The sequence below is a fragment of the Streptomyces sp. MspMP-M5 genome, from assembly GCF_000373585.1.
Classification (GTDB): domain Bacteria; phylum Actinomycetota; class Actinomycetes; order Streptomycetales; family Streptomycetaceae; genus Streptomyces.
On the sequence record NZ_KB891907.1, the window covers coordinates 292489 to 316548 of the forward strand.

Annotated in this window: 21 protein-coding genes; 6 read left to right on the plus strand and 15 right to left on the minus strand. The window is 73.6% G+C overall.

The features are described from left to right. Nucleotides 1–15 precede the first annotated feature (15 nt). Together B073_RS0126160 and B073_RS0126165 are read right to left on the minus strand one after the other, a co-directional pair. On the minus strand, nt 16–927 hold the full coding sequence (locus B073_RS0126160) for an alpha/beta fold hydrolase (RefSeq protein WP_018541053.1): 912 nt from the start codon (nt 925–927) through the stop codon (nt 16–18). A gap of 32 nt (nt 928–959) precedes the next feature. Next, the gene (locus B073_RS0126165; RefSeq protein ID WP_018541054.1) at nt 960–1757 is read right to left on the minus strand and encodes an alpha/beta fold hydrolase; all 798 of its coding nucleotides are present in this window, start codon (nt 1755–1757) and stop codon (nt 960–962) included. Between the two features lie 149 nt (nt 1758–1906). On the opposite strand from B073_RS0126165, the gene B073_RS41215 reads away from it, so the two are divergent. Further along, a complete protein-coding gene (locus B073_RS41215; RefSeq protein ID WP_018541055.1) occupies nt 1907–2809 on the plus strand; it encodes a LysR family transcriptional regulator in 903 nt (300 codons plus the stop codon). A gap of 45 nt (nt 2810–2854) precedes the next feature. Here the strand turns inward: B073_RS41215 and B073_RS0126175 are convergent, their stop codons facing one another. The 3 genes from B073_RS0126175 to B073_RS41220 form a co-directional block, all read right to left on the minus strand. Further along, nucleotides 2855–3229 carry a hypothetical protein gene (locus B073_RS0126175; RefSeq protein ID WP_018541056.1) on the minus strand — a complete coding sequence of 125 codons (375 nt, stop codon included), beginning with the start codon at nt 3227–3229 and terminating at the stop codon, nt 2855–2857. Between the two features lie 141 nt (nt 3230–3370). Next, on the minus strand, nt 3371–4063 hold the full coding sequence (locus B073_RS0126180) for a response regulator (protein ID WP_018541057.1): 693 nt from the start codon (nt 4061–4063) through the stop codon (nt 3371–3373). Then, nucleotides 4060–5673, minus strand: coding sequence for a sensor histidine kinase (locus B073_RS41220; protein ID WP_018541058.1), 1614 nt, complete (start codon nt 5671–5673; stop codon nt 4060–4062). The genes B073_RS0126180 and B073_RS41220 overlap by 4 nt, the downstream gene beginning before the upstream one ends. Before the next feature lie 232 nt (nt 5674–5905). Here B073_RS41220 and B073_RS0126190 point away from each other — a divergent pair, with 232 nt between their 5' ends. Genes B073_RS0126190 through B073_RS0126200 form a run of 3 tightly spaced genes read left to right on the plus strand, consistent with a single transcriptional unit; the run spans nt 5906 to nt 8671 of the window. Further along, nucleotides 5906–6721: an ABC transporter ATP-binding protein gene (locus B073_RS0126190; RefSeq protein WP_018541059.1), complete on the plus strand. Its 816-nt coding sequence runs from the start codon at nt 5906–5908 to the stop codon at nt 6719–6721. Next, nucleotides 6711–7580: an ABC transporter permease gene (locus B073_RS0126195; RefSeq protein ID WP_018541060.1), complete on the plus strand. Its 870-nt coding sequence runs from the start codon at nt 6711–6713 to the stop codon at nt 7578–7580. Before B073_RS0126190 ends, B073_RS0126195 begins: the two co-directional genes overlap by 11 nt. A gap of 59 nt (nt 7581–7639) precedes the next feature. Further along, on the plus strand, nt 7640–8671 hold the full coding sequence (locus tag B073_RS0126200) for an ABC transporter substrate-binding protein (protein WP_018541061.1): 1032 nt from the start codon (nt 7640–7642) through the stop codon (nt 8669–8671). Nucleotides 8672–8725: 54 nt separating this feature from the next. Here the strand turns inward: B073_RS0126200 and B073_RS0126205 are convergent, their stop codons facing one another. The 7 genes from B073_RS0126205 to B073_RS0126235 form a co-directional block, all read right to left on the minus strand. Further along, nucleotides 8726–9745 (minus strand): hypothetical protein, encoded by a 1020-nt coding sequence (locus tag B073_RS0126205; protein ID WP_018541062.1) that lies wholly within the window; start codon nt 9743–9745, stop codon nt 8726–8728. Next, nucleotides 9742–10812, minus strand: a complete 1071-nt coding sequence (locus B073_RS0126210) for a trypsin-like serine peptidase (RefSeq protein ID WP_018541063.1) — start codon at nt 10810–10812, stop codon at nt 9742–9744. The genes B073_RS0126205 and B073_RS0126210 overlap by 4 nt, the downstream gene beginning before the upstream one ends. Nucleotides 10813–10862: 50 nt before the next feature. Next, on the minus strand, nt 10863–12020 hold the full coding sequence (locus tag B073_RS0126215) for a trypsin-like peptidase domain-containing protein (protein ID WP_018541064.1): 1158 nt from the start codon (nt 12018–12020) through the stop codon (nt 10863–10865). Then, nucleotides 12017–15256 (minus strand): ATP-binding protein, encoded by a 3240-nt coding sequence (locus B073_RS41225; RefSeq protein WP_051094196.1) that lies wholly within the window; start codon nt 15254–15256, stop codon nt 12017–12019. The genes B073_RS0126215 and B073_RS41225 overlap by 4 nt, the downstream gene beginning before the upstream one ends. Then, nucleotides 15237–16349: an ATP-binding protein gene (locus tag B073_RS42990; protein ID WP_018541065.1), complete on the minus strand. Its 1113-nt coding sequence runs from the start codon at nt 16347–16349 to the stop codon at nt 15237–15239. The genes B073_RS41225 and B073_RS42990 overlap by 20 nt, the downstream gene beginning before the upstream one ends. A gap of 124 nt (nt 16350–16473) precedes the next feature. Then, nucleotides 16474–17424 (minus strand): hypothetical protein, encoded by a 951-nt coding sequence (locus B073_RS0126230; RefSeq protein ID WP_018541066.1) that lies wholly within the window; start codon nt 17422–17424, stop codon nt 16474–16476. A gap of 112 nt (nt 17425–17536) precedes the next feature. Beyond that, the gene (locus B073_RS0126235) at nt 17537–17725 is read right to left on the minus strand and encodes a DUF6381 family protein (RefSeq protein ID WP_018541067.1); all 189 of its coding nucleotides are present in this window, start codon (nt 17723–17725) and stop codon (nt 17537–17539) included. Nucleotides 17726–18083: 358 nt separating this feature from the next. Here B073_RS0126235 and B073_RS0126240 point away from each other — a divergent pair, with 358 nt between their 5' ends. Both B073_RS0126240 and B073_RS0126245 read left to right on the plus strand, forming a co-directional pair. Beyond that, nucleotides 18084–18881 (plus strand): VOC family protein, encoded by a 798-nt coding sequence (locus B073_RS0126240; RefSeq protein WP_018541068.1) that lies wholly within the window; start codon nt 18084–18086, stop codon nt 18879–18881. A 194-nt stretch (nt 18882–19075) separates the two neighbouring features. Then, on the plus strand, nt 19076–20179 hold the full coding sequence (locus B073_RS0126245; protein WP_026247741.1) for a hypothetical protein: 1104 nt from the start codon (nt 19076–19078) through the stop codon (nt 20177–20179). 60 nt (nt 20180–20239) lie between these two features. Here the strand turns inward: B073_RS0126245 and B073_RS0126250 are convergent, their stop codons facing one another. The 3 genes from B073_RS0126250 to B073_RS0126260 all read right to left on the minus strand — a co-directional run bounded on the left by B073_RS0126250 (nt 20240) and on the right by B073_RS0126260 (nt 23766). Beyond that, on the minus strand, nt 20240–20479 hold the full coding sequence (locus B073_RS0126250) for a hypothetical protein (protein WP_018541070.1): 240 nt from the start codon (nt 20477–20479) through the stop codon (nt 20240–20242). 155 nt (nt 20480–20634) lie between these two features. Next, nucleotides 20635–21150: a DUF6328 family protein gene (locus tag B073_RS0126255; protein WP_051094198.1), complete on the minus strand. Its 516-nt coding sequence runs from the start codon at nt 21148–21150 to the stop codon at nt 20635–20637. A gap of 33 nt (nt 21151–21183) precedes the next feature. Then, on the minus strand, nt 21184–23766 hold the full coding sequence (locus B073_RS0126260) for an ATP-dependent Clp protease ATP-binding subunit (RefSeq protein ID WP_026247743.1): 2583 nt from the start codon (nt 23764–23766) through the stop codon (nt 21184–21186). Nucleotides 23767–24060: the final 294 nt, after the last annotated feature.

Below are 24060 nucleotides of genomic sequence, written 5' to 3' on the forward strand. Positions count from 1 at the left end.
TCGGGGGCCGGGCACCTACGCCCGCGCGGGGCCCGCCGCCCGGCCCGGGGCGCCGACCGCGTCCGGCACCGCAGACCTCCCACACATCCCGGACGCTGCTTCTGCTTCTGCCTCCGCGGCCCGCCGCTCGTCCAGGAACCGGCTGATCAGGGCCGTGAATCCGGCCGGGTCCTCGGCCGGGGCCCCGTGTCCGGCGTCGATTTCCGCGTAACGGGTGTGCGGGATGCCGGACAGCAGCGCCTGCTGCTGATCGGCGCCCATGATCCGGTCGTGGGCGCTGGCCAGCACCAGCGTCGGCGCCGTGACCCGGCCGAGCAGCGGCCGCAGGTCCACCGAGAGGTCCACCTCGGTCTGCCGGGCGATGCCGGGCGCCAGCGTCGTGGCTAGTGCCCGCACCAGTTCCTCGTTCGCCGCGGTGTCGGTGCGCTCCCAGTACCGGGGGCCGAACGCCATCAGCGGCAGCATCCGGGCGAAGTTCGCGGTGCCGTGCTCGGCGTCGGCCCGCAACAGGTCCAGCCAGTAGGTGAATTCGGCCCGCAGCCGGGTGTCGGTGTGGGCCCACCCGGCGTGCAGGACCAGCGAGCGGACCCGGTCGGGGTGGTGGGCGGCGAGGTGGGTGGCGATCGCGGCGCCGAGGGAGTGGCCGACGAGGTGGAAACGGTCCAGCCCGGCGTGGTCGGCGGCGGCCAGCACCTCGTCGGCGAGGTCGGCGAGGGTGAGCGGGCCGCCGTGGTCCGTGGTGCCGCCGGAGCCGGAGTAGTCGGGTGCGACGACCGTGAAGCGGTCGCCGACCGCTTCGGTCAGCGGCAGCCACTGTTCGCGGGTGGCGCCGGTGCCGTGCACCAGCACCAGTCCCGGGCCGGTCCCGGTGCGGTCGTACTCGACGTGGGCCGTACCACCGCTGAGCGATACCTGGGTGACGGGCATGGGGACTCCTTCGAGGGGGTGGGGAGGGCTGTTCAGGCGTGGGCGTGGGCGGCGGCGGCCGCCGCGATGCGGGTGAGCGCGGCGCGCAGTGCGGCGTTGAACGCGTCGGGGCGTTCCTGGTGCGGCATGTGGCCGGCGCCGGGGATGACGGTCAGCTCGGCGCCGGGGGTGAGGGCGGCGCAGGTACGGGACACCTCCACCGGGATGGAGGTGTCCAGTTCACCGTGGATGTAGTGGATCGGCATCTGGAGTCCCGGGAGGATCGGCCGCGGGTCGTAGGTGCTGGCCACGGCGAAGTGCTCGTCGATGTAGACACTGGAGTCCAGGATCTGCCGGATCGTCCAGTCGATGAGCGCGGGCGAGGTGTCCGGCGCGTACCACCCGGGGACCCAGCCGGCGACGGTGCCGGCCCGGTCCAGGCGCAGGCGCTCCATCAGCTCGGTGATCGGCATTCCCGTGGACGGCCAGTACGCCGGCCCGTCCACCGAGACCACCCCGCGGATCAACTCGGGCCGCCGGACGCCCAGTTCGGTGGCGAAGGCCGCGCCCACCGACGAGCCGACGACCACCGGCCGGTCCAGCCGCAGCGCCCCGATCAGCGCTACCAGGTCGTTGACGACCCCGGCGGTGGTGTTGCCCCGGACGGGACGGGCCGACCGCCCGCAGCCCCGCCAGTCCAGCGTGACCACCCGGTGGTCCCGGGTGAAGTCGGGCAGCTGGGCGCCCCAGGTGCGGCCGCTGGTGCCCCAGCCGTGCAGGAACAGCAGCGCGGGGCCGGTCCCCTCGTCCTCGTAGTAGAGGGTGGTGTCGTTGACGTCCAGGTGGGGCATGGCGGTCTCCTCCGGCCTAGGGGCCCCTGCGGGCCCGCGGTGCGTGATGACCTCAGCCAACCGCGATCACGCCCGCCGACCAATGGGCGATCCGCGCCTACACTGATCGCGAATGGTGATCAGTGTGTGGTCACGACGAACGGGGGGCCATGGAGATCCGACAGCTGCGCTACTTCCTCACGGTGGCCGAGGAGCTGCACTTCGGCCGCGCCGCCGAGCGACTGCACATCGTGCAGTCGGCGGTCAGCCAGCAGCTCCGCCGGCTCGAACGCGAGCTGGGCACCGAGCTCTTCGCCCGCTCCACCCGCGTCGTCCGCCTCACCGAGGCCGGCGACCGGCTCCTGCCGTACGCCAGGGAGATGCTCGCCCTCCAGGCGCGCGCCCGGGAGGCCATCGACGAACTCCGCGCCGAGCAGGCCGCGACGGTGCGGCTGGGCACCAGCTCCGGACTGGGCGAGCGGCTGGACACCCTGCTCGCCACGTTCGCCCGGCTCACGGACCAGGCCCAGCTGGAACTCGTCACCGGTACCACCGAGGAACGCCTGGCGAAGGTGCGCGCCGGCGACCTGGACGCCACCCTGCTGCGCGGCGAACGCACCGACCCCGGGCTGGAGTTCCTGCCGCTGTGGCAGGACGCGCTGATGGCGGCCCTGCCTGCGCGCCACGAACTCGCCGCGCGGGAGACCGTCGAACTGTCCGGGCTCGCCGGGCTGCCGCTGCGCCTCTCCCCGCACTCCCGCAACCCCGCCCTCCACGACCTGGTCCTGCACTCCTGCCGGGAGGCCGGCTACGAGCCCGTCTGGGGGCCGGAGTTCACCAACGCCCAGGACACCCTCGCCGCCATCGGCTACGGCAAACCGTCCTGGACGGTCTTCTACGCGGCGCACGCCGACCAACTCCCCGTCCCGGGCGTGGTGTTCCGCCCGCTGACCCGTCCCACGCCCCTCATGCGCGCCTACCTCGCGGTGCGCCCCGGCCCGCCGCGCCCCGCCCTGCGCGCCCTCATCGAGGCGTGCTACGCGGCGGGCGCCGACGAAGCCGAGGCGCCCTGACCGCCCTGGCCGCCGTACGCGCAGCTCATATCCGCTCGTAGCCGCTCATATCCGCCAGGTACGCAGGCGTTCGGCCGCGTGGAAAACGGTGATTCTCCCTGCCCGGACATCGCGGACGAGCTCGACCAGGGCGCCGTGCGGCGGATCGATGCCTTCGCCGGAGGCGTGCATATAGGCGACGGTGACCTGGCAGGCGTACAGCGCATTGCGGTGCGGCAGGGGTTGCAGTCGCACCAGGGTGTCCAACAGCGCCGCGGCGCGCCAGGCGGCGTCGGGCTCGGCGGCACTGGCGCGCGGGATACGGGTCCGGTGCCGGGCGACGGCCGCTGTCAGTGCGGAGTAGTCGGCCACCGAGACATCCTCGGGTACGGCCTGCTCCTGGACGTCGAGAAGCCAGGCAACGTCGATGTGCAGAATCATCGGGCAGCGCGGACCTCGTTCATGCCGTCGTCCGTCAACGCCACACTCACCGCAGGCATAGCGGCAAGGTACCTGATTGGTACCTTGCTGTGCATCCCCGCCGTCTCCGCAAGTGCGTGACGAAGAGGGCGCTGGGCGCGCCTAGCTCGCCCGGGTCCAGGTGTAGCGGTGCTCTGGACGGCCGGTGTCGCCGTATTTGAGGGTGAGGTTGATGTGGCCAGTGCGTTCCAGGTGTTTGAGGTAGCGCTGGGCGGTGGAGCGGCTGACACCGGCGCGTTCGGCCACCTGGTGGGCGGAGAGGGGGAGTCCGGCCTCGTCGAGGGTGCGGCGGATCAGGTCGACGGTCGCGGCCGAGTGGCCCTTGGGGAGTTCGGTGCGGGGGGAGTCCGGGGTGCGGAGGGCGGCGAAGATCCGGTCGACCTGTTCCTGGCCGGCCTCGCCGCGGCCGCCGACGCCCTCGACGGTGCGGCGGAGGGCCGCGTAGGCGTCCAGCTTGGTGCGGAGCCCGGCGAAGCCGAAGGGTTTGACCAGGTATTGGAGTGCGCCGTAGCGCATGGCCGCCTGCACGGTGGCGACGTCGCGGGCCGCGGTCACCATGATCACGTCGGAGTGGTGGCCCATCTGGCGCATCCGCCGTACCAGGGTCAGGCCCGTCTCGTCGGGCAGGTAGTGGTCGAGCAGCACCAGGTCGATGTGCCGGCGCTCCAGTGTGGCCAGTGCCTGGGCCGCGGTGTGGGCGCGGCCGGCGACCCGGAATCCGGGCACCTGGGACACATACGCGGCGTTGATCTCGGCGACGCGGAAGTCGTCGTCCACGACGAGGACATCGATCACGGGGAGTCTCCTGTGGCCGTGAGGTGAAGGGCTTCGGGCAGGACGACGGTGAAGAGCGCGCCGCCGCCCGCGCGGGCGGTGACCCGGGCCATCCCGCCGTAGCGCTCGGCCAGCCGGCGCACCAGCGCCAGGCCGATGCCCCGGCCGCGGGAGGCGGCGGTGGCGCTCTTGGTGGACCAGCCCTCGGCGAAGATCCGGTCGCGCAGTTCGGGCCGCACACCGGGTCCGGTGTCGCCGACCCGGACGACCGCGGTGGTGCCCTCGGCGCGCAGCTCCACCTCGACGAATGGTTCGGCGGCGCGGCGTTCGGCGGTGGCGTCCAGCGCGTTGTCGAGGAGGTTGCCCAGGACGGTGACCAGGTCGCGCGGGTCCACCACCGCGTCCGGCAGCAGCGTGGTGTCCGAGATCCGCAGGGAGACGCCGCGCTCGGCGGCGATCGCCGCCTTGCCGACCAGCAGTGCGGACAGCAGCGGGTCGTGCACCCGCTCGGCGATCTGCTCCGCGGAGGCCCGGTGGGCGCTGGCGACCTCGGCGACGAACTCCACCGCCATGTCGTAGCGGCCCAGTTCGAGCAGTCCGCGCACGGTGTGCAGCTGGTTGGCGTGCTCGTGGTCCTGGGCGCGCAGCGCATCCAACAGGCCCTGGGTGCTGTCCAGTTCGCGACCCAGCAGCTCCAGTTCGGTGCGGTCCCGCAGGGTCACCACCGCGCCGCCGTCCCGGGTCGGGACGCGGTTGGCCACCAGCACCCGGCCGCCACTGATCGCCAGCAGGTCGCCGCCGGCCACCCGGCCGGCCAGTACGTCGGTGGTGCGGCCCGGCGGCAGGACGTCGTCCAGGTCCCGGCCGGCGGCGTCCGCGCCGAGGCTCAGCAGCCGCTGCGCCTCGTCGTTCACCAGCCGGATCCGGCCCCGCGGGTCGAAGGCCACCACGCCCTCCCGGATGCCGTGCAGCATCGCCTCCCGCTCGTCCAGCAGCGCCGAGATGTCGGCGGTGGCCACGCCGTGGGTGCGGCGGCGCAGGCTCCGGGCGACCACCACCGCGGCCAGTACGCCGGCCGCCAGCGCCGCGCCCGCGTACCGCAGCAGTCCCGGGATGGTGCCGAGCAGCAGCCCGTGCACGCTGTCGTAGGCGATACCGACCGAGACCGCGCCGACGATGGTGCCGCCGGCGTCCCGCAGCGGCACCTTCGCGCGGGCCGAGCGGCCCAGCGTGCCGGTGTCGATCTGGCGGACCTCCTGGCCGGCCAGCGTCCGGCTGGGGTCGGTGGAGACGTGGTGGCCGATCTCGGCGGCGTTGGTGTGCGACCAGCGGACCCCGCGGGTGTCCATCACGACGACGTACAGCGCGCCGGTGGCCCGCCGGATCCGTTCCGCGGCGGACTGGACCGGGCCGCGCGGGCCCGGGGTGGTGGCCTGCACGTCGTGGGACAGTTCCGGGTCGGCGGCCGCGGTCTGGGCGATGGCCAGCGCCCGGCGCATCGCCTGGTCGTCCAGGGCGTGGCCGAGCGGGGCCAGGAACAGGCCGGTGGCCAGCACCATCACGCCGGTGGTGATGGCCAGTTGGGTGGTCAGGACCTGTGCGAAGACGCGACGGGGCCAATGGATCCGCATGCGGTGGTGGTCCCCCTTGTCTCGGCCGCCCTCCGCACGTTGCGGAATCGACCTTTCCGGTTGATCTCGTGTCAACGCAACGTATGCCGCCGTGGCCACGCTGCCCAGCCCCCGCCGGACTTCTGTTGTTCTAGCGTGAGCAAAATGGGCACAACAGGGTTTGCGCACAGAAAGGCAGCTTGCGCCCACAAGGCTGCCGCCGTGGCCCGGCTCACTCCTAGCCTCCCGGTCCATGAACAGCCACACGAGCCCCGCCATCGAGCTACGGGGAGCGAGCAAGACCTTCCGCACCCCCTCGGGAGGTCTGCACACCGCCGTCCGGGACCTGGACCTGACCGTCGGCCGCGGTGAGTTCGTCGCCGTGGTCGGGCCCACCGGATGCGGTAAGTCCACCACCCTGACGCTGGTCAGCGGCCTGGAGGAGCCCACCGAGGGCGAGGTGCTGGTGGCCGGCGAGCCGGTCCGCGGCATCGGCGACAAGGTCGGCTTCGTCTTCCAGCAGGACGCCGTCTTCCCCTGGCGCACCGTGCTCTCCAACGTCATGGCCGGTCCCCGCTTCCGCGGCGCCCCCAAGGCCGAGGCCAGGGAGCGGGCCCGCGAGTGGCTCGCCCGGGTCGGCCTCGCCGCCTTCGAGGACCGCTATCCGCACCAGCTCTCCGGTGGCCAGCGCAAGCGCGTCGCGCTCGCCGCGACCTTCGTCAACGACCCCGAGATCCTGCTGATGGACGAGCCGTTCTCGGCGCTCGACGTGCAGACCCGGGCCCTGATGTCGGACGAGCTCCTCGACCTGTGGTCCGGCACCGGCGCCTCCGTCGTCTTCGTCACCCACGACCTGGAGGAGTCCATCGCGCTGGCCGACAAGGTCGTGGTGATGACCGCCGGCCCCGCCACCGTCAAGGAGGTCTTCGCCATCGACCTGCCGCGGCCCCGCCGGGTCGAGGCGGTGCGGCTGGAGCCGCGCTTCGTCGAGATCTACCGGGAGATCTGGTCCTCGCTCGGCGAAGAGGTCCGCATCACCCGCGAAAGGGGTGCCGCCCATGTCGCCTGAGACCGTCACCGCACCGGCAGCCGCCAACGGCCTCGCGGGCGGGCGCAGCCAGGCCCGCGCCCGCGCCGCCCGCAACCACCGGCTCGTGGTCCACGGCACCCGGGTCGCCCTCCTGGTCGGTCTGCTCGGTCTGTGGGAGTGGCTGGCCCGCGCCGCCGTCATCGACCCGTTCTACTTCTCCATGCCCTCGAAGATCTGGGGCCAGATCACCCAGTGGGCGGTCAACGGAACCCCGCAGGGCCCCCTGTGGGAGCAGGTCTGGTACACGCTCTACGAGGCGCTGCTCGGCTGGGTCCTGGGCGTCATCGGCGGTGTCGTGCTGGGCATCGCGCTCGGCCGGATCCGCTTCCTGGCCGATGTGCTCGGCCCGTACATCAAGGTCCTCAACGCGCTGCCGCGGATCGTGCTGGCCCCGATCTTCCTCATCTGGTTCGGCCTCGGACCGGCCTCCAAGGTGGCCTCCGCCGTCGTGCTGGTCTTCTTTCCGGTCTTCTTCAACGCCTTCCAGGGCGCCCGCGAGGTCGACCGCAACCTGGTGGCCAACTCCCGCATCCTGGGCGCGAGCAACCGCCAGGTCACCTTCCAGGTCGTCATCCCCGCCGCCACCTCCTGGATCTTCACCAGCCTGCACGTCAGCTTCGGCTTCGCGCTGATCGGCGCCATCGTCGGCGAGTACATCGGCGCGACCAAGGGCCTGGGCCTGCTGGTCTCGGCCTCCCAGGGCACCTTCAACGCTCCCGGTGTCTACGCGGCCATGGTCATCCTCGCCGCCATCGCCCTGCTCGCCGAGGGACTGCTGGCCTTCCTGGAGAAGCGGCTCTTCCGCTGGAAGCCGGCCGACGCCGGCGACGGCCGCTGACCCCGCTGCCCCGCTCGCCCCATCCGCTTCCGCACCGCCCACCTCACAAGGACGTGACCATGCGCACTCCGCTCAAGATCTCGGCCGCGGTCGCCGCCACCGTGCTCGCCCTCACCGGCCTCACCGCCTGCGGCGGCCCCTCCGGCGGCGCGTCCGCCGGCGGCGACGACGGGCGCCTGCAGATCATGGTGGGCGGCCTGGACAAGGTCATCTACCTGCCGGCCCGACTCACCGAGCAGCTCGGCTACTTCAAGGCCGAGGGCCTCCACGTCACCCTGCTCACCGAGCCCGCCGGCGTCCAGGCCACCACCTCCCTGCTCTCCGGCGACGTCCAGGGCGTCGTCGGCTTCTACGACCACACCCTCGACCTCCAGGCCAAGAACAAGCAGGTCGAGTCGGTGGTGCAACTCGCCCACGCGCCCGGCGAGGTGGAGGTGGTCGCCGACAAGGCCGCCTCGGACATCACCTCCGCCAAGGACTTCAAGGGCAAGAAGCTGGGCGTCACGGGTCTGGGCTCGTCCACCGACTTCCTCACCAAGTACCTGGCGGTCAAGAACGGGGTGCAGCCCGAGGAGATCACCCCGGTCGCGGTCGGCGCCGGCCAGACCTTCCTCTCCGCCCTGCAGCAGGGCTCGATCCAGGCCGGGATGACGACCGACCCGACCGTCGCCCAGGTCGTCGACAAGAACATCGGCAAGGTGCTCGTCGACATGCGCACCCCCGAGGGCTCCCGGCAGGCGCTCGGCGGCCTCTACCCGTCGTCCAGCCTCTACATGAGCACCGACTGGGTCAACGGCCACAAGGGCACCGTCCGCAAGCTGGCCAACGCCTTCGTCAGGACCCTCAAGTGGATGTCCACCCACACCGCCGAGGAGATCGCCGCGAAGATGCCCTCGGACTACGCGCAGGGCGGCAAGGAGCTCTACGTCAAGGCCATCAAGGACACCCTGCCGATGTTCACCAAGGACGGGGTGATGCCGGCCGACGGCCCCGCCACCGTGGAGCGGGTCCTCAAGGCGTTCAACCCCAACCTCAAGAACGCCACGATCGATCTGAAGAAGACCTACACCACGGAGTTCGTGCAGAAGTGACGGTGCGTCAGGGGTCGTCGGAGACGTCGGCGGCTTGAGGCCGGCCCGCCGGGATCAGGTGCGGAAGCCCAGGTGCACATGGTCCCGGTGGGTGGCGTCCGAGAAGAACTGGCCGGCCGTTCCGCCCGAGAGCAGGAACGGCCCGCCGACGTTGTAGGAACCGGCCGCGGCCGCCGCCCGCATCACCGACTCCACCAACTGCCGCGGCGTCGCCGGATCGACCACCGGATGCCCGTCGATCCGCCAGACGTCGACCGCCCGCCCGCGCGGATGATCACTGGGCCGGTCGGTCCCGAACACCTTCAGCGGATGCCCGGACCGCACCACGCTCACCGCCAGCCGGTGCTTGCGCGCCAGCTCCGACAGCGCCTCCAGCACACTGGTGTGCACCGCACCGCTGCGTACGTCCGCGGCCGCCGCCGGCGGCAGTTCGATCGCCGGGCCCGCGGCCAGCACCCGCCGCGCCGCCTCGCTCGGCGCCGCCGCCGGGGCCCCGGGTGCCGCCGGGTGCAGCGCGGTCACCGTCCACCGCGGGTTCGCCCGGCGCAGCCGGACGTCCACCGTCGTCCCACCCGCCAGCACCGTGCCGTCGGCCCGCCGCACCCACTGCCGGCACACCACCAGCACGCTGGCCGCATCCGCCAGGATGCCCCCGTACTGCGCGTCCACCACCTCCAGCACCGCCTCGGTGCCGCCGGGCCGGAGCGCGTCCGCCTGGTCGACGAGGGCCGGTGGCAGCCCCAGTGCCCCGACCCGCGCCATCGCCGCGTCCCGCTCGCCGGTGGGCCACGCCCCGATCGCCCGGACCAGCTCCACGGCCCGCGTCTTCACCTCGGGCCGCACCTCGCCCGGACTCGGCCGCCAGGCACTGACGGTGGGCAGTTGCCGGGCCGTCTGCGACGCGCTCGGCCGGGCCGACGACGGTGCCTTCGCCGGCTCCCCGTCCGCACACCCGGCGACGCCCAACAGGGCCACGGGCGCCGCCTTGAGCAGGGCCCGCCGCCGGAGCCGGCCGCCGGCCGGCACCCGCTGTGCCCCCTCCGCACCCTCCGCTTCCTCACGCAGCAGACTCATACGAAGTTGACCTCCCCCCGCACCAGCAGCGGATCCTCCACCAACTGCCACAACGGCACGGCGTAGTTGCCCAGGCCGTACCGGCCGCCGAAGTGCAGGCCGAGGACGCGGTGGTCGGTGAGGTCGATGACCGGGGAGCCGCTGTTGCCCCCCAGGGTCGAGCAGTCGTGGCGCATCACATTCCCTTCCGCCTCCAGGCCCGTGGTCGTACCCGGCTGGAGGCGCTTGACGTTGTAGACGTCCATGAAGATCCGGCGCATGGACTCGGGTTCGTTGCGGCGGCCGTCCCAGGCCGGATAGCCGACGCAGTAGACGGGGCGGCCCGGCAGGTCCGCGGGCGCGTCCGCGGCGACCGCCAGGGGAGTGGGCAGCGCGCTGCCGCCGAGGTACGGGGCGATCCTCAACAGGGCCAGATCGGCGTCCTCGTGGATGCCCAGGACCCCGGTGACCTCGTAGGACGAGCCGCCGTCGACGGGCTCCGGGCCGGTGTCGTACTCCTCGCCCACGTCCAGCGCGGCGCCCAGCCCCTGCTGGAACACCCAGCCCTCGCCGGCGCTGCGGGCGAACTCCACCGCCACATGGCGGTTGGTCATCACCGTCTCCGGACCGACCAGGAAGCCCGTCCCCAGCCAGTCCAGGCTGAGGTGCCCGGAGACCTCCACCCGGCCGACCCGGGCCAGCGAGTCCCGGATCGCCGCCCGGTGGGCGTCCAGCACCGCCCAGTCGCCCTGCTGCGTGGGGAAGTCGTGATGCCGGACGAGGATGGCCGGGCGCCCCTCCAGCAGGACGATCGCCTCCATCCCGAAGGACTCGTCGTCGCTGATCTCGTCCGCCCGGCCCTCGGCGAGCTTCTCCAGACCGCCGGCGCCGGCCGCCAGCACCCGGGTGCGCTCCTGTCGGGCGTACTGCGAGATCTGCCCGGCCGGCTGTTCCTCGGCGGGCAGCTCGACGGCGGATTCGGGCTCCTCCCAGGACAGTTGGTCCCGCACCCGCGCCGCCACCGCGCGCAGATCGGAGAAGACCCGCTCGGGCCCGGTCGCCACCGGGGATCGGCTCCGCTTTTCCATCTCGTCCTCCTCGGTCGGGTCGGCCGGGCCGCGGCGCCGGTCGGCCGGGCTCAGCCCCGTCCGTCGCCCTGCGCCGCGGTGATCTCGGCGTGGACGTCCGGGGCATGGGTCTCCAGGTGGCGCAGCACGCTGGTCATCTGGGTGCCGACGTTGACGAACGCGGTCGTCCGCCCCTGGAACAGCACGTTCTCCACCCGCCGGGCCCCTCGGTGCAGCGCCACCACCCGCCAGTCGTCGGTCAGGACGGGGGAGCCGGAGGAGCCGCCGCGGGTGTCGGTGAAGTAGCGGACGTCCTGCTCGTCCGCCTCGTAGACCAGGTTGTTGCGCAGCGCCACCCGCTTCGACCGGCCGCCGGGGTGCTGGATGATGTTGACCGCCACACAGTCGCCGTCGGCGACCAGCAGCGGCCGCCGGGCCAGCTTCAGCACCGGGCGGTCGGGCGGGGCGGACAGCCGCAGCACCGCGTAGTCCAGTTCCGGGTCGGCGGCGGCGAGTTCGGCCACCTCGGCCACCTCGGCGGCGGAGTCGGCGGTGTCGTCGAGGTAGCCGGATTCGCTGTCGTAGCCGAAGCGGGCGAGGGTGTGCCGGGCCTGGAGCCGCAGGTCCTCGGGGGCGGCCAGGGGGCGGTCGGCGCCGGTTCCGGTACGGGCGTTGACCACATGGTGGTTGGTCATCAGCAGGGTGGGGCCGATCAGCCAGCCGGTGCCGGCGTGCGGGAAGCCGTTGGGCTGTAGCGGCGCGCCGTCCTGGTACGGCGGCACCTTCAGCCGGGCGACCGCGGTGCCGGCCAGGTCGCCGCCGCGCAGAAAGCCGATCGGGACGGTGTCGTCGCGGTGGACGATCTGCTCCTTGAGCTCGGGCGCCGGGCGGTCGGCCAGCACGTCGGGTTCGCCGCCGGCGCGCCGGGCCACCTCGTCCAGGGCGTGCTGGAGGACCTTCAGCGGCTCGGCCTCGGTGGTCTGCGCCACCGCGTTGCGCAGCCAGATCTCCAGCGGGACCGAGCCGTCCACCAGCCGTTCGACGGCGTTCATCCGGGCCAAGTCGGAGTGGAGTTGGTGCATCGGGGCGGGCAGCATCGGCAGGGTCGCGTGGTACTTGCGCATGATGCCGTCGAACAGCAGCGGGCGGACGGTGGGGTCGGCCAGCCCGCACTCCAGCGCGGCGTCCAGCAGCCGGCGCAGCTCGTCCTGGGAGAGGTAGGCGGTCATCGGCGCTCCGGCCCGGGCGGGCCGCTCCCTTCGTCCGGCCCCCGGTGCCCGCTCCGCGGTGTCGTACGGGCATGGGTCCCGACGCCCATCGCCGCGGCCACCCCTGCCGTGATCTCACCGCTGTGGTCGGGGACGGCCAGCAGGCGGTGGGCGAGCGTGTCGAGGGTGCCGCGGTCCCGCGCCAGGCGCAGGATGCCGGCGATGCCGGAGGGGCGGGCGGACGGACTCGCGGCGGGCGCCGGGACCCGGCGGGCACGGCTCACGGCCCCGACCCCGTCTGCGGCCCCGCCCCCGGCTTCTTCGCGGCGTGCCGGTGCCGGCGGGCCCGCGGGCGCGGCGGCCGACGGAGCCGGCGGCGGTCCCGGAGGCAGGCCGGCGCGCGTCGGCGGCGGCACCGGGACGGGCTCCGGCTCCGGCGGGCCCGGCATCACCGGTGCGGCCCAGGCCGGCCGCCCGGCCGGTCGCGCGGCCTCGTCCAGGATGCCCAGCACCGCCCCCAGCAGCGCCGGCTGCCGGCGGGTCGCCCGGCGCATCGCCGTCCCCAGGGTGTCCAGCGTCGCATCGTCCGTCGGCAGCCCGACCACGTCGAGGGCGTGCGTCAGCGCCCCGGGGTCCTGACCGTAGATCTGCGCCGCGACCGCGCGCACCAGCACCGGCTGGTCGGCCAGCACCTCGTCCGGCAAATCCCGTAGCTGAGTGGCGAGTTGGCGACCGGCCTGGGCGCCGGAGAACGCGGTGCCGCCGGTGGCGGGCAGCCGCGCCCGGGCCAGTCGTGCGCCCATCGCCTCCAGGTCCTGCTCGAGGCCGACCGCGACGTCCTCCGCCACCCGCAACTGCCGGTCTGCGTCCGGCAGGTCGCCGGCCTCCTCGGCCAGCCGGGCGCCCAGCAGCAGCAACTCCAGCCGCCGCTCGGCACATCCGGCCCGCTCCGTCTGCCCGATCGCCTCCGCCGTGGCCTGCCGGGCCTCGTCGCACCGCCCGAGCCGGTTCAGGGCCTGCGCGCACAGGACGTGCAGCGGGCTGCACGGCGTCCACGGCCGCCGCTGCCCCAGCCGGGACAGGGCCGCCTCGGCGAACCCCTGGGCCAGCAGGCCCTCCGCCTCGCGGGCCGCGATCCGCTCCCAGTCCTCCTGGTCGGCGTCGGCCGTCACCCGGTCCGGCGCGTTGCCGCCGAGCCGCGCCGTCAGCAGCCCCGCGGCCCGCGGCGGCACTTCCTTCTGGGCGTCGGCCAGGAAGCGCTCGACGCCGGGCAGCCAGCGCTCCTCCACCGCCCGCGGGTCCTCGTCCAGCCGCAGCCGGTGGTAGATCTCCTCGGCACGCGCCGCCACCCCCTCGCGCGCCGCGTAGTAGGCCACCGCCCGCCGCTCGATCCGGCGCATCACCTCGGTACGGTCCCCGCCGGGCAGCCGCAGCATGATCGTGCGGACGTCGGGCCGGTAGCGCACCGTCTCCGGGCCGATCGGCTCCACCATGTCCAGCCGGCGCAGCTCGTCGAACAGCCGGCGCGCCGCCCGCTCGTCGGCCACCTCCAGACCGCACGGCCCGGCCAGCACCTCCTGGACGATCCCGGGCGTGATCACCCGCAGCACCAGCCCGGGATGGGCCAGCCGCCGCACGTCCTCGTCGGCGATATGGCTGAGGATCCGGTCGTAGAGGATGCCCTGCACCAGCATCTCGTCGACGCGGCGGAAGACCTCCCGGCGGCGCTCGGGCAGATCGCGGATCAGCTCGCCGGTCCGCTCGCTCCCGCTGCCGGCGACCGCGGCGGCCCGGGCGGCCAGCCGCAGGCTGAGCGGATGCCCGCCGACCCGCTCGGCCAGCGCCCCGGCCACCTCGGGGTCGTCGACGCCCAGGGAACGCAGCATCGCCACGGCGGCCGGCCGGTCCAGCTCCCGCAGCTCGATCTCGCTCGGCGCCACCTTGTAGGACGGATGGCCGACCGGCGCCCGCCCGGCGATCAGCATCCGGAAGTGCGGATAGCCGCTCTGCAACGCGGTGCAGATCGCCCACATGCGGCCCAGCACCGGGGAGCCGCGGTACTGCGCCTCCTCGAAGGTGTCGACGGCCAGCACGAACGGCGCACCCGGCCGGCCGGCCGCGGCCACCGCGCGCCCCAGGACCTCCGCGACCCGCCGGACGAGCCCGGTCTCCCGCGCGGTGGCCACCCGTTGGAACTCCTCCGACGAATCGCTGCCCAGCACCCGGGTGGTGGCCAGCTGGTGCAGCTGGGTGACCCGTTCCTGCTCCTCGCGCTGGGTGGCAGCCGCCCGCTGGCACTCGTCCGCCAGTGCCTCCAGCTCGGTGCCGAACTCCGGGTATTGCACGGCCAGTTGGCGCGCCATTTCGGCGATCAGGGTGACCGGCTCCCGGATGGAGAGGGTGGGCCGCCCGAAGTCGATGTACGCGAACGGGAACGCGGCCACGCTGCCGTCGGCCGACCCGGCCAGGCCGTCCAGCAGGAACTTGGCCATCAGCGTGCTCTTGCCCATGCCGCCCGGCCCGTGGATGACCAGTGGCGGTACGAAGGCCGGAGGGGCGCCGGAGCCGGTCGGCGCGGAGTCCCGGCCGGCTCCGGAACCGCAGACATAGGCGCGCAGGCGCGCCAACTCCTCGGCGCGGCCCTGGAACTGCGGCGCGGCCAGGTGCCGGAGCGGCTCCAGCAGCCTGGCGCGGGCCAGCGCGGTCCGGAGTTCGGCCGGGTCCGGGAGGCCGCCGACGCCGGGGATCTCGGACAGCCACAGCACCGCCTGGAGCGCGTCGCCCAGTTCCTCGGCCGACCAGCGGGCCCGGCGGTCCGCCGACCCCGGCAGATTGCCCTGGAGCAGGGCCAGGCAGAGGGCCTCCGGTCCGCCGGGTTCGGCGGGGAACTGCGCCCGGTTGGCCTCCAGGGCCGCCCGGGCAGCGTCCGGCCCGGCCAGACCGCGCAGCGCGGCCTCCCTGGCCTCGGGCTTGAGCACCCAGCGGGCCGACCCCGCCTGCCCCAGGGTGGTGCAGTCGTCGAGCAGCGCGAGGACCGCGCCGCCGGCCGGCCGGTCCTCGCCCGGCAGCTTCAGGGTCCGCGGGTCGAAGCCGGAGAGCAGGCAGGCCGCTTCGCGGTAGGCCCGCCGGACATCCGGGACGGCGCCGGCATCCGACTCCGGCTCCTCGGCACGCAGTTCCTCCCGCAGCCGGGCGGCGAACTCCTCGCGCAGCCGGGAGCGGACGGGACGGGCGGGGTCAGAGGGAGCGATAGACATGGATCGCCTTCTCCGTCGCCCTGCGCACCCTGCGCATGTAGTTCTCGCCGTCGTCGTCCGGGGACCGGGCGGCGTACAGCACCTGAGCCACCGCCTCGTCGACGAGGCCGTCGATCTCCGCGGGGTCGGCGTCGTCGAGGCGGGCCGGCGGCGCCTCGCGGAAGCACTGGTCGAAGAAGCGGCGCAGCTCGGGCGGGTCGATGATCCGGGCGGTGTCCCAGCACAGGATCCCCTGCAGCTCATCGGGCAGTTGGTGCATCGTGCGGCCGTAGCCGAGCAGCACCAGCCGGGGCGCCCGCTCGTGGTCGGCGTACTCGTAGATGGCCTTGGCCAGCTCGTTGATGACCTCCCAGACGTCGGAGAGCGGATCGAGCGTGTCGCAGTCGTCGAGGACCAGCCAGTAGCGGATCTCGGCGGTGGCGGCCAGGGTGATCACCCGGCGGGCGACCTCGGCCAGGGTCGGCGGACCGTCGCCGGGCAGGGTGGGGCCGAGCCACTGCGCCCCGGCACGCGGATCGACGACGTACTCGGCCAGCCGCCGGAGCACCTGCCCCCCGGTGTAGGTGTCCGACAGGGTGACCCGGGCCGGGCGGAATCCCTTGTGCGACCCGAGGTGGCGCAGGAACTGGTAGGTGTACGACCGCCCGCTGCCCGGTACGCCGTCCACCAGCAGCACCGACTTCCCCCGGGCCGTGACGAAGCCGCGCAGTGTCTCCCTGAGGTCCTCGCGACCGATGAAGGCCCCGGTGTCCTGCTGGAGGACGCAGGTGCGGAAGACGTCCTGTTCGTTGTGGACCCGAAGGTCCTCGCGCAGGCGGGCCAGAAAGTCCCGCGCGTCATCGATGGCCGGGAGGGCGCGGAGGTCGTCGAGCTGGTTGACCGCGTCGAGGAGCTGCACCTCCCACTCCAGGGTCCGACGCGAGACGCGCACCAGCGTACGGGCGTTCTGCGCGATGACGTTGGTGAGCGGGACGACCTTCAGGAACTCGTGGGGGAAGTACAGGGCGAGGCGGGCGTACGGGTCGGCGACGTTGAGGAGGTACTTCTCCAGCCACTCCGTGACGAGTTCCCAGTCCTGCTCGCGCAACGACATGCCGCACCTGCCCGGCCGGCCCGCGGGGGAACGCCCGGCCGACCCCAGTCCGTCCTCCTGTTTGTCATGCTTGCACCCGCTTCGGGCCTCTGCAAGACGCCGGCCGGGCACCGGAAATCCCTGCTCAGGCGAGCTGACCGACGAGCCGCTGCACCGGCTCCCGGACCGCGGCCTGGGCCAGGTACTGGCTGATTCCGTGGTGGTTGCCGCTGTTGTTGGTGACCAGCGCATCGGTGATCAGCTCCGCCGGGGCGTACTCCGGGCGCAGGGTGTGCCCCAGCGCGACGAGATCCCGCAGGTCGGAAACGTTGCGCCAGGCCCGCACGCCCGACGGCACCGCGGGCGGCCGCGCCAGCTGGCCCCGCACCTCGTTGATCGCCAGCGGCGACCCCAGCGTCACCAGCAGCTCCACCTCCTGGCCGCGCTCCCGCAGCACCTCGTAGGCGGCCACCGACCCCAGGCTGTGGCCGACGACCACCAACGGCCCGTCCGCCGGCGGCAGCGCCTCCGCGACCACCTGCCGGATCGCCGGCCCCCTGCCCCCGAAGAAGTACGCGTGGAGGTCCCGGAACGTGCGCCCCACCAGCTCCCGGAAGCGCGCCGTCCGCAGCGGCCGGGGCAGCGGCAGCACCTCCAGCGGCAGCGCCGCACCGTCGCCCGGCTCCTCGTTGCCGGCCTCCGCCTCGCCCAGGGTCTCCGCCAGGTACGTCATCTCGCGCAGCCAGCCGACCAGCGCACCCTCCACCGGCACCGCGTCCGGGCCCCCGGACGCCCGGCCCTCCAGCCCCGCGGCCCCCGACTCGTGCCACGCTTCCGCGACGGTCCGCGCCACGAACTCCTCCGGCGAGTCGAACACCCCCGACTCGGCCGCGGCCGCCGGGCCGCCGTCCAGCGCGTCCACCCGGAAGTCCGGCAGCGGATGCGCGTACTGGAGCGGCGCCCAGTAGGCCATGCGGGACAGCTCCGCCATGTCCCGGCCGAAAAGCGCCTGGTCCCACTGCGACTTGAGCAGGTCCGGACGGACCTTGTTCCCGTTGCCGTGGACATAGACCACGGTGGGCCGCATGCGGTGCATTCCGCCTCCTGCCGCCGTTCCTCCGCCGCAGCTCCTTCCCGGCGGCGCGCACGGCCCACCGGCGCCCGGCCGTAAGCCACTCCAACGGCCGGGCGCCGGACCGTGCCGGGGTTCACTGCGAGGGGTAGATGTCCCCGGCCCGCATGGCGCTCTCCTGCTCGCTCCTGCTTTGCAGCCGGCGGGACTTCTCCTGGAGCCGCTTCCGCTCCTTGGGATCGCTGGTGTGCTCCGCGGCGTCGGCCAGCTGCCTGGCCTTCTCCCGCATCTGCTGAAGGCGTTCGCGTGTCTCGTCCGCTCCCATGACCGTTCCTTCTCGTCCCGTGTCGGTACCCGGCGCCGCCGGGCGGGCGCCGTGGCCGGTGTCCGCCCGGGAAGCCGCTGCTACCAGCGAATCAGGACCCGCGGCCGACGGCACCTCGAAGCCTCACGCTGCGGCGCTGACCAGGCACGGAAACGAAGAAGGGGCGGCCGGCCGACCCCGAGAGCAGCCGGCTTCGGAAGCGCATAATGGGGGCCAGTAGGGAACCAACCTGTCCGGAGGTGGATCCCGATGGCCCGCCTGTTCCTCGTCCCGGTCGCCGGCCCGCGGGCCGGCCTCCTCCGCTCGTCCGGCCCCTGTCGCCGGTGGGCCCGCTGCCCCGGTGGGTAGGCGGATTCCGATGCCCGCCACCAAAATCCGCAGCGCCACCGCGGCCCTCGGCGGCGCGCCGTGCTGGGTGAGCCTGATGACCCACGACCTGCGCGGCGCGCAGGACTTCTACGGGAAGGTCCTCGGCTGGCAGTTCCGGCCCGGCGCCGTGGGGAGCGCGTTCGCCGTCGCCCTGTCCGGGGGCCAGCCCGTCGCCGGGATCGGCAACCTGGCGCCCGAGTGGCACGTCGCCGTCGCCTGGACCCCGTACTTCGCCGTGGAGAGCGCCAACGACGTCGCCGCCCGGATCCGCGAACGCGGCGCCACGGTCGCCGTCGGCCCGCTCGAAGTGGGCAAGGGGCGCGGGGCGCTCGCCGCCGACCGGGACGGCGCGGTGTTCGGCCTCTGGGAGGGCCAGACGCTCTCCTGGGCGGTCGGGCAGGGTGAGGCGCCGATGTGCCTGGAACTGCGCACCCGCGACGCCTTCGAGGCGGCGATCTTCTACGGCGAGGTCTTCGGCTGGTCCCCCGACCGCCCCGGCGGCTGCGACATCACCTACGAGCACGACGAGGTCGTGGTGCGGGACGAAGGCGGGCACACCGTGGCCGCGCTGCGCGGCGGCGCCGTCGAGTCCGCCCCGGACCCGCATGTCCGCCCCCGCTGGCACGTCTACTTCCCCGTGCACGACATCGAACAGGTCACCGCCGCCGCCGTGGCCGCGGGCGGCTTCGCGCTGCCGGTGACACCGATGGTGGACGGCGACGGCTGCGAGGCCGTGATCGGGGATCCGCAGGGCGGACTGTTCACCGTCGCCACCGCGCAGAGCTGACGCGGACCGGCCGACACGCCCGGTCGTTCTCCCGCCCGCGGCGTGTCTCCACCGGATGGCCCGCCAGCACTGGCGCCCGCGGCCAAAAGGGACGTTGGCTGAACGGAAACAGGTACGAACCAGTACGCACAACGCCCGATGGGCGCCGGCACCCCCGGTGCGGACGCTCTCACCTCGTTCAGTGGAGTCCCTACATGTCATCTGAACCAGCTCCTCGTGGGGGCCAAGCCGATCCGTCCCCGACCGACCACGGCGAACACGTTCCACCCAGCAGCCAAGAGAATGTCTCGTTCCGCACCCTGGTGTGGACGGCGGCCACCACGAGGCCGGTGGAGGAAGTCGCCGCCCTTGTGGATCTGCTCAAGCGCACCGGCGAAGACCCCAACCCGGGCGACGAAGCGCTGCGGGTGGCGGCGACGACCCGCCCGGTGAGCGAGGTCGGGCCGCTGCTCGCCCTGCTCGGCGAGTCCCCGCACACCGCGGAGGCGAGTTATGAGGCGCTGCGTGCGGCGGCAGTGGAGAGATCCGTCGACGAGGTCGTCCAGCTGATCAAGCTGTTCGACCGCGCCAAGGCGGGGCAGCTCCCCACCGGGGCGCCGTCCGACGGCGAGGGCTACCCGGACGGCTACTCCGACGGCCATCCCGACACCGCGGGCATGGGCACCACGGCCCTGCCCACCCTCAGCGACCCGTTCGCCGAGCCCTATCCCGACCCCTACGCCCACCAGGTGCCCGACCTCGCCTACCCGGGGCAGGGCCCGGGCGGCGCCCCCGGCCACGGCGACCCGGCGATGCGGGACGCCCCGCCGCGGCCGCAGCGCGCCCCGTGGCCGGCGGCCGGCGCACACGGCGGCCATGACTGGCAGGGGCCCGGGGCGCCCACGCCCGGCCAGGCGGTCGGCGGCGTCCTGCGGTCCGTCCTGCGCTGGCCCGCCGCGGTCGCCCTGGCCCTGTGCGGGCTGGGCCATCTGCCGGTGGGAACGGCGGTGACCCACAACCCCTCCTCGGACGCCATCTCGCTGATCATCGCCGTGGTGTACCTGCTGCTGGCCGGCTGCCTGGCGATGCGCGACACGGCCGCCATCTGGACGGCCAGCGCCGCGGCCGCGGTCACCGTGATCGTGCTGCACGCACTGTCCCGGGCCGGGGTCCTGGTCCCGCTGCGCAGCAGCCTGGGCGACGCCTCGATGTGGCCGGAGCTGCTGGCCGTCGGACTGGCGATCCTCAGCGCCGGACTCGCCGGCGCCGCGCTGCTGCTGCGTCCGCGCCGGGTGAGCCCCGCGCCGGCCGGTGCGTGAGCGGTGCGCGGATGCGGCGGCCGTCCCCGCGGGGCGGCCGCCGCAGCATGTGTCCCGACGTCACGCCACGCTGTCGGCCAGCTCCTTGACGCCGCGCATCCGCGCGCAGTGCGCGCAGCAGAAGAAGCGCTCGCCCTCCGCCTCCAGCCCGTGCCCGAGGATCCGGCACTGGCAGTTCTCGCAGGTCGGGGCGAGCAGATGGGCCGCGCACTCCACACAGTCGAAGGAGTGCACCGCGCCGTCGATGTGCACCTCGAAACCCCGCGGGTAGTCGTTCCCGCAGACCTCGCAGACCGTCATGGTGATCCCTCCATCCCTGCGAATCCGTCGACGGCGCCGGGCGTGCGGAGCCGCCCCGCCGGCTGCCCGGCGCGCCCCGCACCTTCCCTCCATCGTCGCACCGGCCCCGCCGCCCCGCAGTCCGCCCGGTCCGCGCCGTCCGCTGCTCAGTCCGTTCACTCCGACGACGAGTAGCGGCGCAGCACCCACGCCGGCAGGACGAACCAGCACCCCACGAACCACGCCACCAGGACCGCCACCACCCACGGCGCCGCCTCGGCGTTCAGCGCCAGCCGCAGGATGAGCAGCAGCGCGGAGGCGACCGTGGCCAGCAGCAGCACCACCCCGACCAGCGCCAGCCGCGCCGCCCACAGCACGGTCTGCGGTTTGAGCCGGTGCCCGGCCACCAGCCGGTGGAAGGTCACCGTCCCCACCAGCGCACCGGTGGTGGACGCCCCCAGCAGCAGGGTGATCACGTAGATGGTCCGGTCCGCCGTGCTGAGCGAGGCGAACCGCTGGGTGAAGACGACGGTGAGCAGAAAGCCGAACAGGATCTGCACCCCGGTCTGGATGACCCGCACTTCCTGCAGGAGTTCGGTCCAGCGCCGGTCGGCGCGCTCCTCCTCGGTCTCGTGGCGGCCCCGCGGCCAGATCAGCTCCGACTCGCTCCCGTCATCCGGCTGACCGTTCAGTTCGACTCCTCCCGGTCCCCGCGGCCGTGCCGCTCACCTGGTGTGCTCCGCCCGGTCGGCCTGGAAGGCCAGCGCGTCGTCGGCGACGTCCACCCGCACCCGGTCCCCGCTCGACAGCGCCCCGTCGAGCAGCATCCGCGACAGCCGGTTGTCGACCTCGCGCTGAATGGTCCGGCGCAGCGGCCGGGCCCCGTACTCGGGCTGGTGGCCGCGGCGGGTGAGCCAGTCCACGGCGGCGGGGGAGAAGTCGACGGCGATGTCCTGAGCGTGCAGCCGGCGGCGGGTGCCGTCCAGCAGCAGCCCGGTGATCTGGTGCAACTGCTCGTCGGTCAGCTGGCGGAAGACGATGATCTCGTCGAGCCGGTTGAGGAACTCCGGCCGGAAGTGCCCCCGCAGGGCACTCAGCGCCCGCTCCCGCGCGCCGTCGTCCGAACCCCCTTCGGCCGGCCCGAAGCCGAGCACCCCGCGACCGCCGCTGAGCGCCTCCGAACCGAGGTTGCTGGTCATCACGATCACGGTGTTCTTGAAGTCGATCGTGCGGCCCTGAGAGTCCGTCAGGTGCCCGTCGTCGAGCACCTGCAACAGCATGTTGAAGACGTCCGGGTGCGCCTTCTCCACCTCGTCGAGCAGCAGCAGCGAATACGGGTGGTGGCGGATCGCCTCGGTGAGCTGGCCGGCGTCCTCATGGCCGACGTACCCGGGCGGGGCGCCGATCAGCCGGCTGACCGTGTGCCGCTCCTGGTACTCGCTCATGTCCAGCCGCACCATCCGGTCCTCGCTGCCGAACAGCGCCTCGGCCAGCGCCCGCGCCAGCTCGGTCTTGCCCACCCCCGTCGGGCCGAGGAAGAGGAAGCTGCCGATCGGCCGGTTCGGGTCGGCCAGGCCGGCCCGGGACCGCAGCACCGCCTCCGACACCGCCGCCACCGCGTCGTTCTGCCCGATCACGCGGTTCTGCAGCCGCCCCTCCAGCCCCAGCAGCCGGTCCTTCTCCTCCTCCGTCAGACTACTCACCGGCACCCCGGTCTGCCGCGACACGATCTCCGCGACGTCCTCGGCCGTCACCTCCACGATCCGCCCGTCGCCCCCCATCGGCCGCTCGCCCGGCGTCTCCTGGACGGCCCTGATCTGCTCGGTGAGCGCCGCGATCCGGTCCCGCAGCTCGGTCGCCCGCTCGTACTGCTCCGAGGCGACCGCCTGGTCCTTGTCCCGCCCCAACTGCTCCACCTCGCGCTCCAGATCACGCACGTTGGGCGTCTTGGTGGCCGACCGCAGCCGGACCCGGGCCCCCGCCTGGTCCAGCAGGTCGATCGCCTTGTCCGGCAGGAACCGGTCGGTGATGTAGCGGTCCGACAGCTCCACCGCCGCCAGCACCGCCTCCTTGGTGTACCGCACCTGGTGGTGGGCCTCGTAGCGGTCCTGGAGCCCGCGCAGGATCTGCACCGTGTCGGGCACCGTCGGCTCGGGCACCAGGATCGGCTGGAAGCGGCGGGCCAGCGCGGCGTCCTTCTCGATGTACCGCCGGTACTCCTCCAGCGTGCTGGCCCCGATCACATGCAGCTCCCCGCGCGCCAGCGACGGCTTGATCATGTTGCTGGCCTCCAGCGCCCCGCCCTCCCCGGTGCCGCCGCCCGCCCCCACCACGGTGTGCAGCTCGTCGATGAAGACGATCAACGAGTCGGAGTGCGCCCGGACCTCCTCGATGATGTTGTTCATCCGCTCCTCGAAGTCGCCGCGGTAACGGGTGCCGGCCACCACCGCGGTCAGGTCCAGCGCCACGATCCGCCGCCCCGACAGCGTCTCCGGCACCTCCCCGTCGGCCAGCCGCTGCGCCAGCCCCTCCACGATCGCGGTCTTCCCCACGCCCGCGTCGCCGACCAGCACCGGATTGTTCTTCCCGCGCCGCGACAGCACCTCGATGGTCTGCTCGATCTGCTCCTCCCGCCCGATGACCGGATCGATCCGGCCGGCCCGGGCCAGGTCCGTCAGATCCCGGCTGTACTTGTCCAGCGTCGGCGTGTCGTGATGCGGTACGGGGCCGTGCTCGGCGCCCGACCCCGACGGCTGGTGCGCCCCGGCACCGCCGTGCCCGCCCGCCGTCGCCTGCGGATCGAAGTGCGCCAGGTGCAGGATGCGCCCCGCCGCCGAGTCCGGATTCGAGGCCAGCGCCTCCAGCACATGCTCCGGCCCGATGTACGACGCCCCCGTGCCCCGCGCCAGCTCGTGCGCCCCCAGCAGCGCCCGCTTGACCGCCGGGGTCACCGCGACGCTCTTCTGCAACGGCCCCGACCCGGCGTTCCGGTCGATCTCGGCCGCCAGCACATCCGGATCCGCCCCCGACTGCCGCATCAGGCTCCGGGTCGGCTCGGTGCTCAGCGCCGCCCGCAGCAGGTGCTCGGTGCCCAGCTCGGGACTGCCGTGCTCGGCGGCGTACGCGGCGGCGGAGGTCACCAGATCCCGGGCGGGCCCGCTCATCAGCCGGGCGATGTCGGCCTGCCGCGGCATGGCGGTGCCCCCCTCCTCACCCGGCGACTGCGCGGAACGCCCGAAGAAGCGCGCGAGAAAGTCACCAAACGAGTCCGGGCCATAACCCTCCGGACCCATGAATCCATCGGTCATGTGCGTCCGTTCCGCTGTCACGACGGTGCCGCGACACGCTGCCTAATCAGGTACGTACTGTGCCTTCCCGGTACTGTCGCCCGGTGCGTCGTCGCCGCGACGTGCGACTCCTCTGTTCAGGATCGGCGCCACCGGGACCGTTCGCACCTCCGGCACCCCCCACCCGGGCCCGCACCGCCCCGCCGACGCCACCCTCCTCCTCATCGAAGGGCACCCCGGCGCTGACCCTGGGACGCGCCCTGACTCTGCGTGGCACGGCTCCGCCGCCCCGACCGCCACGCATCCACAAGCCGC

Excerpts from the sequence above, each read along its gene's own strand:
- B073_RS0126160 (WP_018541053.1), bottom strand. The coding sequence starts at position 927 with ATGCCCGTCACCCAGGTATCGCTCAGCGGTGGTACGGCCCACGTCGAG.
- B073_RS0126165 (WP_018541054.1), bottom strand. The coding sequence starts at position 1,757 with ATGCCCCACCTGGACGTCAACGACACCACCCTCTACTACGAGGACGAG.
- B073_RS41215 (WP_018541055.1), top strand. The coding sequence starts at position 1,907 with ATGGAGATCCGACAGCTGCGCTACTTCCTCACGGTGGCCGAGGAGCTG.
- B073_RS0126175 (WP_018541056.1), bottom strand. The coding sequence starts at position 3,229 with ATGATTCTGCACATCGACGTTGCCTGGCTTCTCGACGTCCAGGAGCAG.
- B073_RS41220 (WP_018541058.1), bottom strand. The coding sequence starts at position 5,673 with ATGCGGATCCATTGGCCCCGTCGCGTCTTCGCACAGGTCCTGACCACC.
- B073_RS0126190 (WP_018541059.1), top strand. The coding sequence starts at position 5,906 with ATGAACAGCCACACGAGCCCCGCCATCGAGCTACGGGGAGCGAGCAAG.
- B073_RS0126195 (WP_018541060.1), top strand. The coding sequence starts at position 6,711 with ATGTCGCCTGAGACCGTCACCGCACCGGCAGCCGCCAACGGCCTCGCG.
- B073_RS0126200 (WP_018541061.1), top strand. The coding sequence starts at position 7,640 with ATGCGCACTCCGCTCAAGATCTCGGCCGCGGTCGCCGCCACCGTGCTC.
- B073_RS0126205 (WP_018541062.1), bottom strand. The coding sequence starts at position 9,745 with ATGAGTCTGCTGCGTGAGGAAGCGGAGGGTGCGGAGGGGGCACAGCGG.
- B073_RS0126210 (WP_018541063.1), bottom strand. The coding sequence starts at position 10,812 with ATGGAAAAGCGGAGCCGATCCCCGGTGGCGACCGGGCCCGAGCGGGTC.
- B073_RS0126215 (WP_018541064.1), bottom strand. The coding sequence starts at position 12,020 with ATGACCGCCTACCTCTCCCAGGACGAGCTGCGCCGGCTGCTGGACGCC.
- B073_RS41225 (WP_051094196.1), bottom strand. The coding sequence starts at position 15,256 with ATGTCTATCGCTCCCTCTGACCCCGCCCGTCCCGTCCGCTCCCGGCTG.
- B073_RS42990 (WP_018541065.1), bottom strand. The coding sequence starts at position 16,349 with ATGTCGTTGCGCGAGCAGGACTGGGAACTCGTCACGGAGTGGCTGGAG.
- B073_RS0126230 (WP_018541066.1), bottom strand. The coding sequence starts at position 17,424 with ATGCACCGCATGCGGCCCACCGTGGTCTATGTCCACGGCAACGGGAAC.
- B073_RS0126235 (WP_018541067.1), bottom strand. The coding sequence starts at position 17,725 with ATGGGAGCGGACGAGACACGCGAACGCCTTCAGCAGATGCGGGAGAAG.
- B073_RS0126240 (WP_018541068.1), top strand. The coding sequence starts at position 18,084 with ATGCCCGCCACCAAAATCCGCAGCGCCACCGCGGCCCTCGGCGGCGCG.
- B073_RS0126245 (WP_026247741.1), top strand. The coding sequence starts at position 19,076 with ATGTCATCTGAACCAGCTCCTCGTGGGGGCCAAGCCGATCCGTCCCCG.
- B073_RS0126250 (WP_018541070.1), bottom strand. The coding sequence starts at position 20,479 with ATGACGGTCTGCGAGGTCTGCGGGAACGACTACCCGCGGGGTTTCGAG.
- B073_RS0126260 (WP_026247743.1), bottom strand. The coding sequence starts at position 23,766 with ATGACCGATGGATTCATGGGTCCGGAGGGTTATGGCCCGGACTCGTTT.